The 14,984-nt window shown below is 69.4% G+C and carries 16 protein-coding genes, 1 tRNA gene and 1 riboswitch; of the genes, 11 read left to right on the top strand and 6 right to left on the bottom strand.

Annotation, left to right across the window (positions count from 1 at the left end; genetic code table 11):
* The 5 genes from ACIRFH_RS34355 to ACIRFH_RS34335 form a co-directional block, all read left to right on the top strand.
* On the top strand, positions 1-186 hold a 186-nt coding region (locus ACIRFH_RS34355; protein WP_403529782.1), incomplete at its 5' end, for a hypothetical protein.
* A gap of 78 nt (positions 187-264) precedes the next feature.
* Positions 265-729, top strand: a complete 465-nt coding sequence (locus tag ACIRFH_RS34350; protein ID WP_403529779.1) for a hypothetical protein — start codon at positions 265-267, stop codon at positions 727-729.
* 65 nt (positions 730-794) lie between these two features.
* On the top strand, positions 795-2,408 hold the full coding sequence (locus ACIRFH_RS34345) for a hypothetical protein (protein ID WP_403529777.1): 1,614 nt from the start codon (positions 795-797) through the stop codon (positions 2,406-2,408).
* Between the two features lie 49 nt (positions 2,409-2,457).
* Positions 2,458-3,156, top strand: a complete 699-nt coding sequence (locus ACIRFH_RS34340) for an ABC transporter ATP-binding protein (RefSeq protein ID WP_403529774.1) — start codon at positions 2,458-2,460, stop codon at positions 3,154-3,156.
* The gene (locus ACIRFH_RS34335; protein WP_403529771.1) at positions 3,153-4,349 is read left to right on the top strand and encodes an FtsX-like permease family protein; all 1,197 of its coding nucleotides are present in this window, start codon (positions 3,153-3,155) and stop codon (positions 4,347-4,349) included. Before ACIRFH_RS34340 ends, ACIRFH_RS34335 begins: the two co-directional genes overlap by 4 nt.
* A gap of 92 nt (positions 4,350-4,441) precedes the next feature.
* Here the strand turns inward: ACIRFH_RS34335 and ACIRFH_RS34330 are convergent, their stop codons facing one another.
* The 6 genes from ACIRFH_RS34330 to ACIRFH_RS34305 all read right to left on the bottom strand — a co-directional run bounded on the left by ACIRFH_RS34330 (position 4,442) and on the right by ACIRFH_RS34305 (position 9,900).
* Complete coding sequence (locus ACIRFH_RS34330; protein WP_403529768.1) at positions 4,442-4,825, bottom strand: hypothetical protein; 384 nt, start codon at positions 4,823-4,825, stop codon at positions 4,442-4,444.
* A 223-nt stretch (positions 4,826-5,048) separates the two neighbouring features.
* Complete coding sequence (locus tag ACIRFH_RS34325) at positions 5,049-5,510, bottom strand: hypothetical protein (protein ID WP_403529765.1); 462 nt, start codon at positions 5,508-5,510, stop codon at positions 5,049-5,051.
* 61 nt (positions 5,511-5,571) lie between these two features.
* Positions 5,572-7,413, bottom strand: coding sequence for an alpha/beta hydrolase (locus ACIRFH_RS34320; protein WP_403529762.1), 1,842 nt, complete (start codon positions 7,411-7,413; stop codon positions 5,572-5,574).
* A 9-nt stretch (positions 7,414-7,422) separates the two neighbouring features.
* Positions 7,423-7,866, bottom strand: coding sequence for a hypothetical protein (locus tag ACIRFH_RS34315; protein ID WP_403529759.1), 444 nt, complete (start codon positions 7,864-7,866; stop codon positions 7,423-7,425).
* Between the two features lie 299 nt (positions 7,867-8,165).
* Positions 8,166-9,443 (bottom strand): M20 family metallopeptidase, encoded by a 1,278-nt coding sequence (locus ACIRFH_RS34310; RefSeq protein ID WP_403529756.1) that lies wholly within the window; start codon positions 9,441-9,443, stop codon positions 8,166-8,168.
* 196 nt (positions 9,444-9,639) lie between these two features.
* On the bottom strand, positions 9,640-9,900 hold the full coding sequence (locus tag ACIRFH_RS34305) for a GntR family transcriptional regulator (RefSeq protein ID WP_403529788.1): 261 nt from the start codon (positions 9,898-9,900) through the stop codon (positions 9,640-9,642).
* Positions 9,901-10,093: 193 nt separating this feature from the next.
* Here ACIRFH_RS34305 and ACIRFH_RS34300 point away from each other — a divergent pair, with 193 nt between their 5' ends.
* The 6 genes from ACIRFH_RS34300 (at position 10,094) to ACIRFH_RS34275 (ending at position 14,920) form a co-directional block, all read left to right on the top strand.
* Positions 10,094-10,414, top strand: a complete 321-nt coding sequence (locus ACIRFH_RS34300) for a hypothetical protein (RefSeq protein ID WP_403529753.1) — start codon at positions 10,094-10,096, stop codon at positions 10,412-10,414.
* Positions 10,414-10,785 (top strand): hypothetical protein, encoded by a 372-nt coding sequence (locus tag ACIRFH_RS34295; RefSeq protein WP_403529750.1) that lies wholly within the window; start codon positions 10,414-10,416, stop codon positions 10,783-10,785. The genes ACIRFH_RS34300 and ACIRFH_RS34295 overlap by 1 nt, the downstream gene beginning before the upstream one ends.
* Positions 10,786-10,833: 48 nt before the next feature.
* Positions 10,834-11,967 (top strand): dihydrofolate reductase family protein, encoded by a 1,134-nt coding sequence (locus ACIRFH_RS34290; RefSeq protein WP_403529747.1) that lies wholly within the window; start codon positions 10,834-10,836, stop codon positions 11,965-11,967.
* A gap of 52 nt (positions 11,968-12,019) precedes the next feature.
* Positions 12,020-12,093: transfer RNA gene (locus ACIRFH_RS34285), tRNA-Met, on the top strand.
* Positions 12,094-12,256: 163 nt separating this feature from the next.
* Positions 12,257-13,456, top strand: a complete 1,200-nt coding sequence (locus tag ACIRFH_RS34280; protein WP_403529744.1) for a PP2C family protein-serine/threonine phosphatase — start codon at positions 12,257-12,259, stop codon at positions 13,454-13,456.
* 261 nt (positions 13,457-13,717) lie between these two features.
* Positions 13,718-13,874: riboswitch (cyclic di-AMP (ydaO/yuaA leader) on the top strand.
* 11 nt (positions 13,875-13,885) lie between these two features.
* The gene (locus ACIRFH_RS34275; RefSeq protein WP_403529741.1) at positions 13,886-14,920 is read left to right on the top strand and encodes a M23 family metallopeptidase; all 1,035 of its coding nucleotides are present in this window, start codon (positions 13,886-13,888) and stop codon (positions 14,918-14,920) included.
* The last annotated feature ends 64 nt before the right edge of the window (positions 14,921-14,984 follow it).

The raw sequence follows: 14,984 nt of genomic DNA, 5'->3' as shown, positions 1-14,984 counted from the left end.
GAAGACCCCAAGCCGTTCATCTGGACCAAGACCGCCGAGGAAATCCTCGACTCCCTCGCCCGCATCTGCCGACGGATCTCTGGCGCAGGACACTATGTGCCCCAAGGTCTGTGGACTCCAGCACTTATCTCCAGGTCCCTTGATGACGATGCCTGGGCGTCACATTTCAGCCACGCGCCGGAATGACCAGGTCATGCAAGATCTGCCACCTTTCCGTGTGACGGGCGGGCTGCGGTAGCGCGCCGTGAACACGGGGAGAAACAAGTGAAGAAATCCCTGCTGACCACCGGACTCGTCGGGATGCTGATCGCGGGGGTGGCTGTACCCGGCATGGCCGTCTCTGACACCGGATCGACCCCTCTGCCAGGCACGGGAGCGAAGGTCCAGGTCAACGCATGGCATTGCAACGTGTACGCCGACAAGTGCTCCTTCAAGACGTCTACCAAGACCATGAAGGGCGGCAGCAAGTACAAGGTCAGCAAAATCACCAATACGGCGACTGTGAAGGCCAACGGCTGGCAGGCGACCCTTTCCTTGAGCCCGAGCGGCACGTACGTGAGTGAGAACACCCGTCAGGTCAGCTGGACCAACAAGAACACCTGGATCGCCGATATCAGCGGTATCGCTGATCCAGGCGGCTCACTCAACACGAGCATCACCACGTGTTCCGACGGCGGTGCTTTCAAGTCCGGTGTCAAGGCGTTCGCTTCGGCCTGTGCCAACGACTGATCACCGATCCACCGTGCCGCGGGGCCACGCTTGAGCGTCGCCCCGCGCAATGGGTGAGGAACCACATGAAGAGCAGTGCACTTCAAGAGCACACAAGGCGTCGCGCTCATGTGCTCACGGCTGTGGTGGCGGCGATCGCGGCCTCGGCCCTGAGTTTCTCGTTGGTCGGTGGCGGGACAGTGGACCGGCCCCGCCCGCCCGGTGGTGACCTGGCAGAGCAACTCGATGCCCTGCGAGGGGCGAACGATCTGGTACGTGCCACCCGCGCTGATGTCGGTCGGGATCCCGCGCTGTATCCAACCGCGTACGGGCGCCTAGAGGCCGCACTCGCCGCCGGCCGCCGGACGAGTGAGCCGGTACCGAAGGCCCGTCCGGGCGCTCTGGAGGATCTCGCCCGTACCGATGTCCTGGACACCCCCGCCTGGCGGGCACATTACGTGTGCCTGTCACTGACGGGATCCTCAGGACTCGATGCGGCAACGATCCTGGAAAGGGCCGGTATCCGGGACAAAGCAGAGACCGAAGCACTCACCTATCTGCGCACGCCGGACGAAGATGATGACGCCTTGACCTCGCTTACCACGCGAGCAGCCTTCCTGCAGACCTTGACCTGCCTGGGCCGCGACGACCAAGTGCCCCGTTCCGTGCTGGACCGTCTCGCCGCGGACACCGCGCATACCGCAGAGCCCGTGCCGGTGCTCTATGCAACTGACGCGTTGCGTGTAGTCGGCGTACGCAGCCACGCCACGCGGGCCCTACGCGACACCGATGTGCTTTCGGAAGCCGACTGCGGGCGTCTCGACCCCATGCGACGAGCTGCGTTGGCCCTGCTGCGCGGGCAGCTGTCGCAGCAGACGCGTACCTGTCTGCTGCCCTCTCTGCACCACTCCGACACTCAGACGCGTTGGGTGGTCCGGCGTGCGCTCACCATGAGAGCCACCAAGTTCTCGGAAACGCTGCCGTCCCCAGTGGGAAGCATCCGGCCCGACGGTCTCGTTGCCAAGGCCCCTGCCCAGATGGGCACGCTCACCGCTACCTACAACACCGCACGGGCTCTCACCGCCGCCGGACAACAAAAGCATGCACCGGAATGGTTGAAGAAGCGCCTGAAGCAGATGGGCTCGGACCCCGGACTCGATCCGTCCGACCGGCTTCCGCTCGCCATGACGTGCCACCGCCTGTCCCTGCTCTGCGGACCACAGGCCGACAAGGGTGCCGAGGAGGCAGCCGAGCTGAACGTTCCGGCACGCCTCACGGCGGAGAATCAGCGTGGCTGGTATGGCGCCATGGCAGCGCGTGCCGAATTCGGGCTGAGCTGTCGGCGCAGTTCTGTGAAATTGTCCGAGGAAAAGGACGGCAGGTTGTCTTCCCGTTCCTTGCGCATCGTGGCGGTACTCACCGAGGCGGGGTGTGTGACTCAGGCGAAACGGCTCACCAAGGGAATCGATCTAGTGGCGTATGCCCGCGAGGCACTGCGGAAAGGGGAACTGTCGGCCGCTTCCGACGCGGTCCAGGCTGCCCTTGCCTCCGAGCAGGAGATTCCACAGTCGCTGTGGGACGAGATTCCCGGCCTGCTGGAGAAACACCGCGATGCCGCGTACCCCGACCTGTACGGCGATTCGCCGAGTGGTGTCGCCTCTGCGGATGCCACCAGAGCCGCCTACTACCTCCTCGCCTGAACTGCCCCTTGAACTGACTCGTCCCCCATTGAAAAGGACATCCCAACGTATGAGCACAGCCCCTCCCCCCGCCGTCACGGCCGAGAGTCTGGCCTTCAGCTACGCGTCCGGCGGTGGTCTGGTCCGTGCGGACCTCACGCTGGAAGCGGGGGCGACGGTCGCCGTCGAGGGGCCCTCGGGCTCGGGCAAGAGCACTCTGCTGGCCCTCCTCGGTCTGATCCTCTCGCCGACCGCGGGCTCCTTGCACATCACCGGCACGGATGTCCGGTCCCTGTCCCCGGCCGACCGGGACCTTCTGCGTCGGCGCTCGATCGGCATCGTCCTGCAGGACCTCGGGCTGCTGCCGTTCCTCAACGCCTGGGAGAACGTCGCCGCCGCCTTCGGCCCCCGTCTCACCCGGCACCGCACCGTCGCCCGTGACCTGCTCGGTGACCTCGGTCTGGGCGACCTCGCCGACTCCCCGGTCACCGAACTCTCCGGCGGTCAGCGGCAGCGGATCGCCGTCGCCAGGGCGGCCGTGAAGCAACCGGTGCTCATCCTGGCGGACGAGCCGACCTCCGGCCTCGACCCCGGCACCGCGAACTCCGTGATGAGCTCCCTGCGTTCCTGTGCCGAGCGGGGTGCGGCCGTACTGCTCGTCACCCACGACCCGGCGGCCACCGGGGAGTGCGACCGGCGTCATGTGCTCGACGGGGGAGTGCTGTCGGCGACCGCCGAGGACAACGCCCGTGAGGAGAAGCCGGTATGAGCCGTTGGAGCCTCTACACCTGGAAGCGCGACGGGCGTTCCCTGCGCAGGGCGCTGCCCGCCCTCACCGTCCTGGCCGCGCTCCTGACCACGTCCGCAGGGGTGGCCGCGGGCGCCGCGGGTGCCCTCGAGCGGGAGGTCCTGGAGACGGGCGGACTCACCCAGATCGAACTCTCCTCGTTCGAGGGCGACGCGTCGGTCCGTCCGCTCACCACCTCGGCGCTGCGGGACGCGGGGGACGTGCCGGGGGTCCGGCAGGTGGTCGCCGACTACCCCTCCACGCTGTACGCCGAGGACGACGGGACGTACGACCTGACCAGCCACACGCTCACCCCGGGCGACGCCCTGCCCGTCACCAGGGGCGAGATCCCCGCGAAGCTCGGCCCGGACGAGGTCGTGCTCCCCGCCGTCGCGCAGGGCACCGACCTCGCCCCGCTCCTCGGCCGGACCGTCGCCTTCGGGTTCACCAAGGCGACGGGCGCCTCGTCCGGTACCACCGCCGTCATCCGGCTGAAGGCCGTCGCCCTCTACGACCCCGGCTGGCAGGCCGACGGCCCGGGAGCCGCCTACCTCGCCGAGGACACCGCCGCCCTGCTGGCCGCGGCACGCGCCGGTCAGGAGCCGGACGTCTTCCGGGACAAGGAGGGCGCTCAGTCCGCCGTCGTCGTGGTCGGGCACCAGAAGCAGGTGGCCGCCGTCACCGGGGCACTGCAGGCCGACGGGTTCTCGGCGTCTCCGGTCTCCGACCGGGTTCGCGACCTGCCCGGCCTGTTCGGCGCGGCGGATCTCGCCATGCGTGCCGGGGTCCTGGTCCTGGCCCTGGCGGCCGTCGGACTCGGCGCCGTCCGGGCCGCGGACAGCACGCGGGCGCGGCTCGGTCAGTTCGCCGTCCTGCGGATCCTTGGCACCGGCCGGCCCGAGCTGCGGCGGATCCTGCTGGGCGAGGCCGTGCTCTCCGGGGGCGTCGCGGGCGTGCTCGGCGTGGCCGTCGGCACCGGACTGTCCTTGGCCCTGACCGGCCCGCTCAGCGGGGTGCTCGGGCTGCCGATCACGCTCACGGACGCCCTGCCGGGACCGGCCTGGACCGCCGCGGCGCTCCTGCTTCCCGCAGCCGGCCTGGCCGCCGGCACCTTCCTCGGCAGCCGCGAGGTACTGCGCCGGGACCCTTACCTCACGGCGCGCGCGTACGGCTGAGGTCCGGCCTCCCCGGCGGACGCCCCGACCGGCCCACGGCTGTTGACGCCGGGGCAGGGCCACGGACGCGCGCCTGCCCACGCCCGAGGCGGTCAGAAGCGTTGGATCTTCTGGCCGTCCGGGATCTGGTAGCAGCCGGACACGAGGAAGAAGGCGAGCTTCGGCGGGTCGTTTTTCGCTCGGTGTGAGACGTTGACGCTGTACTTCTTCTCGTCGTTGTCGGCCGTCAGGCTGAGGTTCTTGTTCTTGCTCGTGTCGGGGCCGTATTCGACGACTTTCCAGCCGTGCTTCGGCAGGTCCGTGTGGAGCCGCTCCATCGCTTCGCCCAGTTCACCGGGTGAAGCAGGGTAGAAGTTCCAGGGGTGGAAAATCCGGAAGTACTTCTCCCGGTCCTTGCCGGCGCACGACTGGACGCCCGGGCCGGTGTCGGACGCCTTCCCCTTGATGCCGATCAGGTCGTACAGCTCACTGGACACCTTCTCCGCTTCCTGAGCGGCATCCTGCGAGGTGCTCGTGCCGGCGGACGGGATGTCGTCGGATCCGTTCTCGGCCGTGCTGCATCCAGTGAGGGACGCAAGGGCCACAGACGCGGCGAGTGCGAGAACGCCCGGTCGATACTTCACATCAGCTCCTGAGGTTGCAAAGAGACTCAGTGACTGGCTCGGCTCCGACGGAGCGTCACGCTTTCTGCCAGTTCCCTCAATTCCCTTCGGACGTCGCACTGGGACTGCTGCGGAAGCAGTCGGAGACAACAGTGACTTCGATCATGGACGAGCGCTTGCTCTCGGGCGCCTCGATCCACAATCGGATGTCGGCGGACATGTGTCCGTCGGGCGAGTTGGCGACAATCTGAGGAAGTTTGGCCTGGCTCTTGTCAGGGCCGTCCTTGACGATCTTCCATCCCTTCGCGGGAAGTTGCTTTCGTAGGTTCTCCATCGCCTCCCTCAATTTTTCATCCGACGCATCGTAAATGCTCCAAGGGTGACGCATGCGGTGCACCTTTTCTTCGGGTGCATAGTCTGAACATTGCATGGGGCGTGCGCCTGACTCAGTCACCTTCCCCTTCGTTCCTATGATGTCGAAAATCTCGCTGGATGCGTGCTCGACTTTTTCTTTGACGGCTTGGTCATCGCGAAGTTCAACTTCTTTATCGTTGCTCACCTGTGAGCATCCTCCCAAGAGGACGGCTGTCGATGCCATAAGGGCAGCCGCAGTGTACGTCTTATTCAAGGGTCGCCTTGTCGTACTGTCCGGTGATTACGAGAGCTTGATTGCGCAGGCTCGTGGAGCCTTCGTCCCAGAAGGCCCCGTGATCTTCGGCGTCCGATTCGAGAATGTTTGCACCGAATTCAGGGTCGGTGGGAATGGTCCAGTTGTCGCCCAGGCCGGCAAGATACTTTCCGCCGACCCGTACCAGTTCGTCGTCCCCGCCTCCCTTCATGGCCCACATGTGACCGCTTCTTATGCCGAGGTCGGCAGCGTGGTCCGCTTGCATCCCCGGACTGCCAACTGCAATAACGTCGTCCACGGGCAGCGGGCCCTCGGGCCATCCACGGGTCTTCGCCGCATCTCCGATGAGCGTAGTGCCGTAGCTGTGCCCCATCAGGGTGGTGTGACCGAAGTTGTTCGGCCCGGACTCTGCCTGATGTGCCGCGCGACTCCCGTCCAGGAAGCTCTGCAAGCCGGATGCCCCTTTTGCCGCGAACTCGTCGGACATTGCCTCCGGGAACAAGCCACCGCCCTTGTCGAAAGGCTTTGCTTGCAGCGGAGCGTCATAGTCGAACCAAGTGATCGTGGAGACCTTTTCTCCTTGCGCGAATTTACCCGATTCCCGCCAGAGGTCCACCGATCGATTCGTGTCCTTCTCGATGTCCTGCAGCAGCGTACCTGTGCCCGGCACGTAGATGGCTGTGTGGTCCGCTGTGTCCGGATTTCCGTTGGCCAGAATCACCTTCCCGTCGTTCCCCTTCCCTACGGGGTCGAATCCGAGCAGGTATGCCTCGGGGAGTCCGTCGGTTCCTGTCATGTCGAAACGCCTCTGAATGGCGTCCATCCCTCTGATGCGACCTTCTAGGTCCTGCTTCTTCTCATTCCACCTCTTCCAGTCCTCGGTTTCGACCTGAGCGCCCTTCACTTCACGGCCTGTAATGGGGCTGATGTAGGGTCGGTAGTGGGGAGGTTCCTGCTGCATCCAGGCGTTCAGCTTGAGCTGGTACTCGCCTCTGCTCTCGGCCAGCACCATACGGTTGGCTTCATCACGCACGTTGGCCGGAAGGCCGTCCATTGCTCCGATGGAGTTGGGGCGTACTGAGATGTAGGCGGCCTGCTCTTCGCTTGTGAGCTTCTTCCACCACTCCGCGTTGTCCTCGGGGCTTCCGTCCTTCGGGGGCTGCGGGAGGGTGTCGAGGTATTTCTTGCCGGCCTCGCGTACGCCGTCCATGTCCGAGTCGGCGTCGGCCCAGTCCGCGTCGGAGACGGTGAGGTCGTCGTCCGCTTTGAGGGCCCGCAGCTTGGGTGCCCATTTTCCGTCGGCCTCGGTCGCCTCCTTGAGGGCGGTGGCGATCAGGTCGGCGCAGTCCTGGGCGAGGCGGTGGTGGGGGTTGGGGTCGAAGTTGGCCGCCTGCCGGCCGACGGCCGAGGCCGTGCTGTCCGTCAGGCCGTTCACGGTGCCACCGTGAGGGACTTTGCCGTCCTCGTCCTTCTCGCCGCCGGGCGGGTAGGTGACCGATCCGTCCGGATTCACGGTGAGGTTGCCCGCCTTGGCGTTCTCCAGGGCCGTGTCGAGTTTCCGCTTGGCCGCTTCCATCTCGTACGAGAACGCTTCGAGCGCGGTGCTGACGAGGCCGCACTGCACCTGGATGTAGTGGAAGTTCCGGCTCAGCTCCCCCAGCTGCTTGACCGCCGCGGTGGCGGCCTTGCCCTTCAGCCGGCTCTTCATGGCCACCGCTATCTGGTTGTCGATGCGGTCCTTGACCGCGCTCGCCATGTCGGAGGTACTGCGGTAGCCGTCGGCCGCTTCGGAATACTCGGTCGGCTTGAGAGCCTTGAGTGTCGCGAGGTCCATGACGTCCGGTTACCGCCCCTTGTCCTGTCCGCCGACCGCCGGCGTGTCCGTGTACGCCACCACGAGCTTGGCGATCTCCGCCTCCACCGCCTGGTCCGTCTTCAGCTGATCGCTGCCGGCCTTCGCCAGCAGACCCGAGAGCTTCCCGCAGCGCCCGCTGACCTTCTCGACGTAGGTCTCCCAGGAGCTGTAGACATCCTTCTGCGCGGCGGCGGTCAGGCAGCCGGTGTCGCTGCCGAGGCCCGTCTGGCCGTCCTTGAGCTTCGCCGTGGCCTTGCCGATGTCCTCGCGCAGCGACCCGATGTCCGTTCCGGCCTTGTTCCAGGCCGCCTTGTCCGAGACCAGGTCACCCGTGCTGCCACCCTGATCGGCCGGCAGCTGGTTCAACTGCATCCGCGTACCGCCGCGTTCGGCCGCCTCGGCCTTCAACCGCTCCCATTCGTCCCACGCCATGCGTGGCCCCCTGCCGTGCCCTGTCGAGCGGACCCATACCTGTAGGTACGGCCGCGTGGTTGTAGGTGTCGGGACCGTACAGTAACGATCCCCGTCACCACGCCCCACCGGTACCGGACACCAGGCCGCCTGAGTACACGTACTCACACAGGACCCGCACATCCGCCGACGGGGCAGCTCACACGGCTCGCACGGCGCGGGACGCCCCGCTCGGTCAGCCGGTCAGGGCACCGGAACCCGCAGCCCGGCGGCGGAGGGGCGGCCGGGCGCCGCACAGGGGCCGGTGCGGCCCGCGTGGCTCAGTCGTTGCCGAGCCAGGCGAGGGCGGCCACCGTCACGGCGCTGACGCCGGTGTCCAGGGTGGGCTGGAGGACGGGGGCGAACAGGGCGCTGTGGTTGACCGGGATGTCCTGGGCGACGGTCCCCTTCTTCACGGCCTCGGCATAGCGCTCCGGGTCGGTCCCGCCGATCCCCCAATAGGTGAACGGCACCCCGAACGCCTGGGGGATCCTGCTCATGTCCTCACTGGCCGTCAACAGCCCGGAGGTACGGGCGTCGTCGCCGAAGTACGCGGCGAACGCGTCCGCGACGCGCCGGGTCGGCTCCTCGTCGTTGACGGTGGGCGGGAAGGACGTGATCCGCTCGAACTCGGGTTCCCGGGGCGCACCGGAAGCCCGGCACTCGGCCTTGACGATCCGTTCGATCGCGTCCAGGACCTGGCTGCGCGTGGTGTCGTCGTACGTGCGGACGTTGATCTGCAGGACGGCCTGGTCGGGGATGACGTTGGGGCTGCTGCCGGCGTGGATGCTGCCCACGGTCACCACGGCGGGGGTGGTGGCGGCCAGTTCCCGGGAGACGACGGTCTGCAGGCGTACGACGATCATGGCGGCGATCACCACGGGGTCGACGGTGGCCTGGGGCATGGAGCCGTGGCCCCCTCGTCCGTGGACGGTGACGCGCAGGCTGTCCGCGGCGGACATGAAGGAACCGGCCCGCGTGCCGACGTAACCGGCGGGGTAGGGCAGGACGTGCTGGGCGAGCACCACGTCCGGCCGGGGCGCCTTCGTGGTGAGGCCGTCCTCGACCATGGCGTCGGCGCCGTCGCCCTTCTCCTCCGACGGCTGGAAGAGCGCCACGAAGGTCCCCCGCCAGGCGTCCCGGTGCTGGGCCATCAGCCGTGCGCTGCCGACCAGACTGGCCACGTGTACGTCGTGGCCGCAGGCGTGCATGACGGGCTGTTCGCCGCCGCCGTCGTCGTCGGTGACCGTGGCGGTGGAGGCGTACGGGAGACCGGTCCGTTCGCGCACCGGCAGGGCGTCCATGTCCGCGCGGACCATGACGACCGGCCCGTCCCCGTTCGCCAGGACCCCGATCACGCCCGTGCCGCCGACGCCTTCGGTGACGTCGTAGCCGCAGTACCGCAGGGCGTCCGCCGCCTTCTTGGCCGTGCGGTGCTCGCGCAGGCCGAGCTCGGGATGCCGGTGCAGGTCCCGGTACAGGTCCTCCACGTCGGAACGGATCGCGTCGAGGCCGGACAGCACGGTCCGGGCGGAGGCAGTCGTCGAGTCGCTCGCCATGGGTCGAGCCTCGGTGACGGCCCCGGATCCGGCCACTCGGGCGGACACGGAGCGTGACCGCTGGGCGTCGGCTCCACGGGGTTTCCCACGGCCCCCGTTCAGCCCGAACGCGAACGTGCCGGTGAGATCCAGGGCGAGCAACGGCGCGGGTGCGGAGCCCGTGCGGGCATGCGTACCCGTTTCGCCGGCCGGATCGTCAGGGGGTGGGTTCGTCCCCGTCATGGGAGGTGCCGGTCGGCGGTTGCTCCACAACGAAGGACCCCTTGCCGCGCACGGTCACGATGAGGCCTCGTTCACGGAGTTCCTGGGCGGCCCGGCGGGCGGTGAGTCGTGCCACGCCGTACTCGTCGGCGAGGTGGTTCTCCGACGGGATGGGCCTGTCCGGCGCCAGCTCTCCCGACTTGATCTTCTTCGTGATGACGTCGGCGAGCTGAACGTAGAGCGGTCTGGCGCTCATCGGGTCCAGGGGCTGGTGATCTGTATCGCTCACCTGTCCAACGTATGTATGCCGAGAGGAACACGTTCGAGTGGATCCCTCTGTACTTGTATGTAGAGGGCTGCACCCTGGGCTTACCTTCGGGCATGTGAAGACCCCGGCGAGGCGGCCAGACCTCCCGGGGCGCGGCCAACGCTTACTGAGGAGCGTCGACATGCACGACCTTATCCACCGCGTCGCCCATTGGCTGGGCCTTCTTTTCGGACCCGGCACCGGAAGGCACCGTGCGGGTGCCACACGGCACCATCCGCGTCACCGTCCGCTCCCCGGCGCCCCCGCGCGCCTCCCCCTCCACCGCTCACCCCACTGCCGTCACCTCCCCCTCGACGGCGCCGAGAACCGGCTCGTCCGCCCCTACCTCACCGCCCTCGAACAGGACCGCCGGCGGTACCGCCGGCTCGCCCTCGTCCTCGCCGCCGACTTCGGCATCGACCTCGACCGGCACATCGTCGGCGCCCGGGAGGTGGCCGCGTGATGAGCGCGTCCGGCTCGATGCGTCTGCTGCCCTGGCTGTCGCCGGAGGGCAAGCCCTGCTTCCTCGTACCCGGTGACGGCGGCGGCTTCGTGTCCCGGCTCGCCGACGAGACGGAGGAACGGCAGCTCACCGAGGGGCTCGACGTGCTCCGTGTCTCACGGCGGGTGCTGGACGACCCGCTGTCCCCGAACGCCGAGGTCCGCTACGCCGCGATCCGGCTGACCGAGTGCCTCGCGGACGTGCTCCGGGTCGCGGAGTCCCGGGGCCGCCGCCTGCCCCCGGCCGAGGACGAGGCCGACGACTGCATCGGAGACACCGACGACCCCGACGACACCGGCGCCCCCGCCCGCACCGACGGCGCGGGCGCCTAGGGTTGCCCCCGCCGCACCCGGCGCCCGCCCCCTCACCGGAGTACGCCCATGCCCCTCCCGTACGTCCTGCTCTCCGCCGCCGTCTCCCTCGACGGGTACCTGGACGACACCGGCCCCGAGCGGCTCCTGCTGTCCTCCCCGGCCGACTTCGACCGGGTCGACGAGGTGCGCGCCTCCGTCGACGCGATCCTGGTCGGCGCCGGGACGATCCGTGCCGACAACCCGCGGCTGCTGGTGAACTCGGCCGGGCGACGGGCCGCCCGGGTCGCCGCGGGGAAGCCGGAGTACCCGCTGAAGGTCACGGTCAGCGGAACGGGCGAGCTGGATCCGACGGCGGCCTTCTGGCACACCGGCGGGGACAAGGTGCTCCTGACCACCGACGAGGGCGCCCGGCGGGCCCACGCGCTCGGGATCGCCGCCGACGTCGTGCCGCTCGGGGACGCGCTCGACTGGCGGACGGCGCTGGAGTTCCTGCACGACCGGCGGGGTGTGCGGCGGCTGATGGTGGAGGGCGGCGGGACCGTCCACAGCCAGTTGGTGCGGCAGGGGCTCGCCGACGAGCTGCAGCTCGTCCTCGCCCCGGTGTTCGTCGGGGACCCGGACGCTCCCCGGCTGTTCGGGCCCGGTGACTACCAGCGCGGGCGGCTCGGACTGGTGGAGACGCGGCGCATCGAGGACGTCGTGCTCATGCGCTACCGGCCGACCGCCCCGGGGGCCGGTGGCGAGGTGTCCGCCGCCGACCGGCACTGGCTGGCGCTCGCCTGCGAGCTGGCCGGGCTGTGCCCGCCGTCCGGCACGGCGTTCAGCGTGGGGGCGGTGATCGTCGCCGCCGACGGGACGGAGCTCGCGCGCGGGCACTCGCGGGAGGGCGGGGACCCGGTCGTGCACGCCGAGGAGGCCGCGCTCGCCAAGGTCGACCCCGCCGACCCGCGGCTCGCGACCGCCACGGTGTACAGCAGCCTGGAACCGTGCGCCCGCCGCGCCTCCCGGCCCGCGCCCTGCGCCCGGCTGATCCTCGACGCCGGGGTGCGCCGCGTGGTCACCGCCTGGCGGGAACCGGACACGTTCGTGCCGGGTGCCGACGGCAGCGGGGTGCTCGCCGCCGGGGGCGCCGCCGTCGTCGTCCTGCCGGAGTACGAGGCGTCGGCGAAGGGCCCGAACCGTCACCTGCTGGGCCCCTGAGATACGCGTGTGCGTTCCACCCCCGACATGACGTACACTGGAGACACAACGACGCGGGGTGGAGCAGCTCGGTAGCTCGCTGGGCTCATAACCCAGAGGTCGCAGGTTCAAATCCTGTCCCCGCTACTCAAGGCCGAAGGCCGGAATCCTCAAGGATTCCGGCCTTCGGTGCGTCCGCGCGTCCGTCACCCGACCGGCCTCCACGGCTCGCCCCCCGTCCGTCCTCCGGGAAACCTGGAGAGCGGGACGGCAAGCGGCGTGGACGTACAGGGGCGGCGGGAGACGAGTGGTGCGGCCAGGTGACGTGGACGACGAGGCACCGTATGCCAGGGCCGGTGGCCGGCTGCCCGGTGACCCCGTGCCCGACCCCGGCCTCGGCACCGACCCGGTGCCCGTCCCGTCCGCCGGGCGGGAGCTGCGGCGGACCCCGTACGGCCGGCCCTTCGTGCGCCTGCTCCCCGTCCTGCTGATCGTCGTGGCCATCCTGTACGACGTCTTCACTCCCCGGTACTTCACCGCCGGACCCCTGTACACGGCCGCGCCCCTGGTCGCGGCGCCCGTCTACTCGCGGCGCGGCACGGTGCTCACCGGTCTCGCCGTGGTCGCCACCGTCATCGGGCTCCAACTGAGCAAGGGCGTCGCCCACTACGTGGACTCGCTCACCGAACTGATCACCATCGCGACGGTCGCCGCCCTCGCCGTCTTCGTGAACGCCTTCGTCCGCCGCACCGACGCGCGCCTCGCCTCCGCCCGCGAGATCGCCGAGGCCGCCCAGCGGGCCGTCCTGCCCGAGCCCGCCGAGCGGATCGGCGGCTTCGAGATCGCCGCCCGCTACGAGGCGGCGCAGGCCGACGCCTTCATCGGCGGTGACCTGTACGCGGTGCAGGACAGCGCCCACGGCGTGCGGATCATCGTCGGTGACGTGCGTGGCAAGGGCATGGGCGCGGTGGCCGCCGTCGCCGTGGTGATCGGCGCCTTCCGTGAGGCCGCCGAGCAGGAGGCGACGCTGGAGGCGGTCGCGCAGCGGCTGGAGCGGGCGCTGGCGCGCGAGGGCACCCGGCGCGACGGGCTGGACGCCTTCGAGGGGTTCACCACCGCCGTCCTCGCCGAACTCCCGCACGGCGCCGGGATCGTCCGCATCGTCAACCGCGGCCACCCGCCGCCCCTGCTGCTGCACGCCGACGGCACCGTGCGTCCGGTACAGGCCAGGGAGTTCGCGCTGCCGCTCGGGATGGGGGAGCTGGGCGTGTGGCCCGACCGGGCGGAGGAGGCCGGCTTCTCCGGCGGTGCCACGCTGCTGCTGTACACCGACGGGCTGTCCGAGGCACGCGACGCCCACGGCCGGTTCTACGATCCCGCGGCGCGGCTGGCCGGCCGCGCCTTCCGGCGCCCGGCCGAACTGCTCGACGCCCTCGCCGACGAGGTGCGCCGGCACTCCGGGGGCGGCATGACGGACGACATGGCGCTGCTCGCCGTACGCCGGCGCTGAGCGGTGCGGCGGCCCTGACCGGTGACACGGGTGGTGACGACGCGACCGCCCTCCGCATAACAACTGACACAACGTCAGAAACGGGTGGTGGAGAACGGTTGCCTGAGGGGCGGTCAAGTCGCCCCGCTTTCGCCCCTCATGAGGGGTACGTCCCGTCCGAAATTCTTAATGATCAATCGGGGCGGCTTGGAATCAGCACCTCGCGTCTATTAACGTTCGATAACGCAGCGCGGTCGTCCCAGCCGTCACAGAAGGCGGCTCCGTGCGCACGCGCCGAATCCCGTGAGGGAACCGGGGAACCACCACCTTGGGGTGAATCGGGCGTATGCCGCCGTGGAGGCACGGCAGGTATACGCGCGTAGGAGACCTTCCTGCTCCGAACCCGTCAGCTAACCCGGTAGGCGGAAGGAAGGAAAGGAGTACGCCCACGTGGCGTCCAACCGGCCTGCCCCCGAGGCCCCGTTCGTGCCGATCACGCACGACACCGACCCCTTCGGCCCCGACGGCCACCGCGCCGAAGCGGGCCCCTGGGAGGAGTGGAACCCCACCGCGGAGTCCATCCGTCCCGTACGCGGCCGGCACCGCGTCGCCAAGCAGCGCGGCGGACTCGCCCGCAGCTCCACCGTCCTCGGCGTCGGCGTCATCGCGGCCGTCGGAGCGGGCGGCATGGCCAGCGCCCAGACCGGCAAGCCGCCGGTGCCGATCTCGATGCCCGACCTGCCGAACGTCGGCTCGCTGATCTCCGACGAGGCGGAACCGGAACCCCAGGGCTCCGCCACCCCGCTCAGCGGCATCGGCGCGACCACCACCGACACCGCCGAGGGCACCACCGACGCCGGTGAGGCCCTGCGGGCGCGCATCATGCAGCAGGCCGAGCAGCAGCAGGTCCAGGTCGAGACCAAGGCCGCCGCCGAGGCCGCCGCCGAGGCCGAGAAGGAAGCCGCCGAAGCCGCCGCGAAGGCGGCGAAGGAGGCCGAGGCCAAGGCCGCCGCCGCCAAGAAGAAGGCGGAGGAGGAGGCCGCGAAGAAGGCCGAGGCCGAGCGGCTCGCCGAGCTGGCCAAGCAGTTCACGCTGCCGACCTCCTCGTACACGATCACCTCCACCTTCGGCCAGGCCGGTTCCATGTGGTCCTCCGGCCACCACACCGGCCTCGACTTCGCCGCTCCCACGGGCACCCTCGTCAAGGCCGTCCACACCGGCACGATCACCGAGGCGGGCTGGGCCGGCTCCTACGGCTACCGCACGATCCTGACCCTGGACGACGGCACCGAGCTGTGGTTCTGCCACCAGTCGTCGATCAACGTCAGCGTCGGCCAGAAGGTCAGCACCGGTGACGTCATCGGCCGCGTCGGCGCCACCGGCAACGTCACCGGACCGCACCTCCACTTCGAGGTCCACGTCGGCGGTGCCGGGGGCGGGGTCGACCCGGCGGCGTGGCTGCAGGGCAAGGGCCTCACCCCCTGAGGACAGGGGCCGCCGGTTCGCGCGAATTGTGCGTCGCCCCGGAATGACCAGTTCCGGGGCGCTT

Origin of the sequence: Streptomyces sp. NPDC093586, assembly GCF_044764905.1 — a bacterium.
Lineage (GTDB): Bacteria > Actinomycetota > Actinomycetes > Streptomycetales > Streptomycetaceae > Streptomyces.
This window is presented reverse-complemented; position numbering and strand designations above follow the sequence as displayed.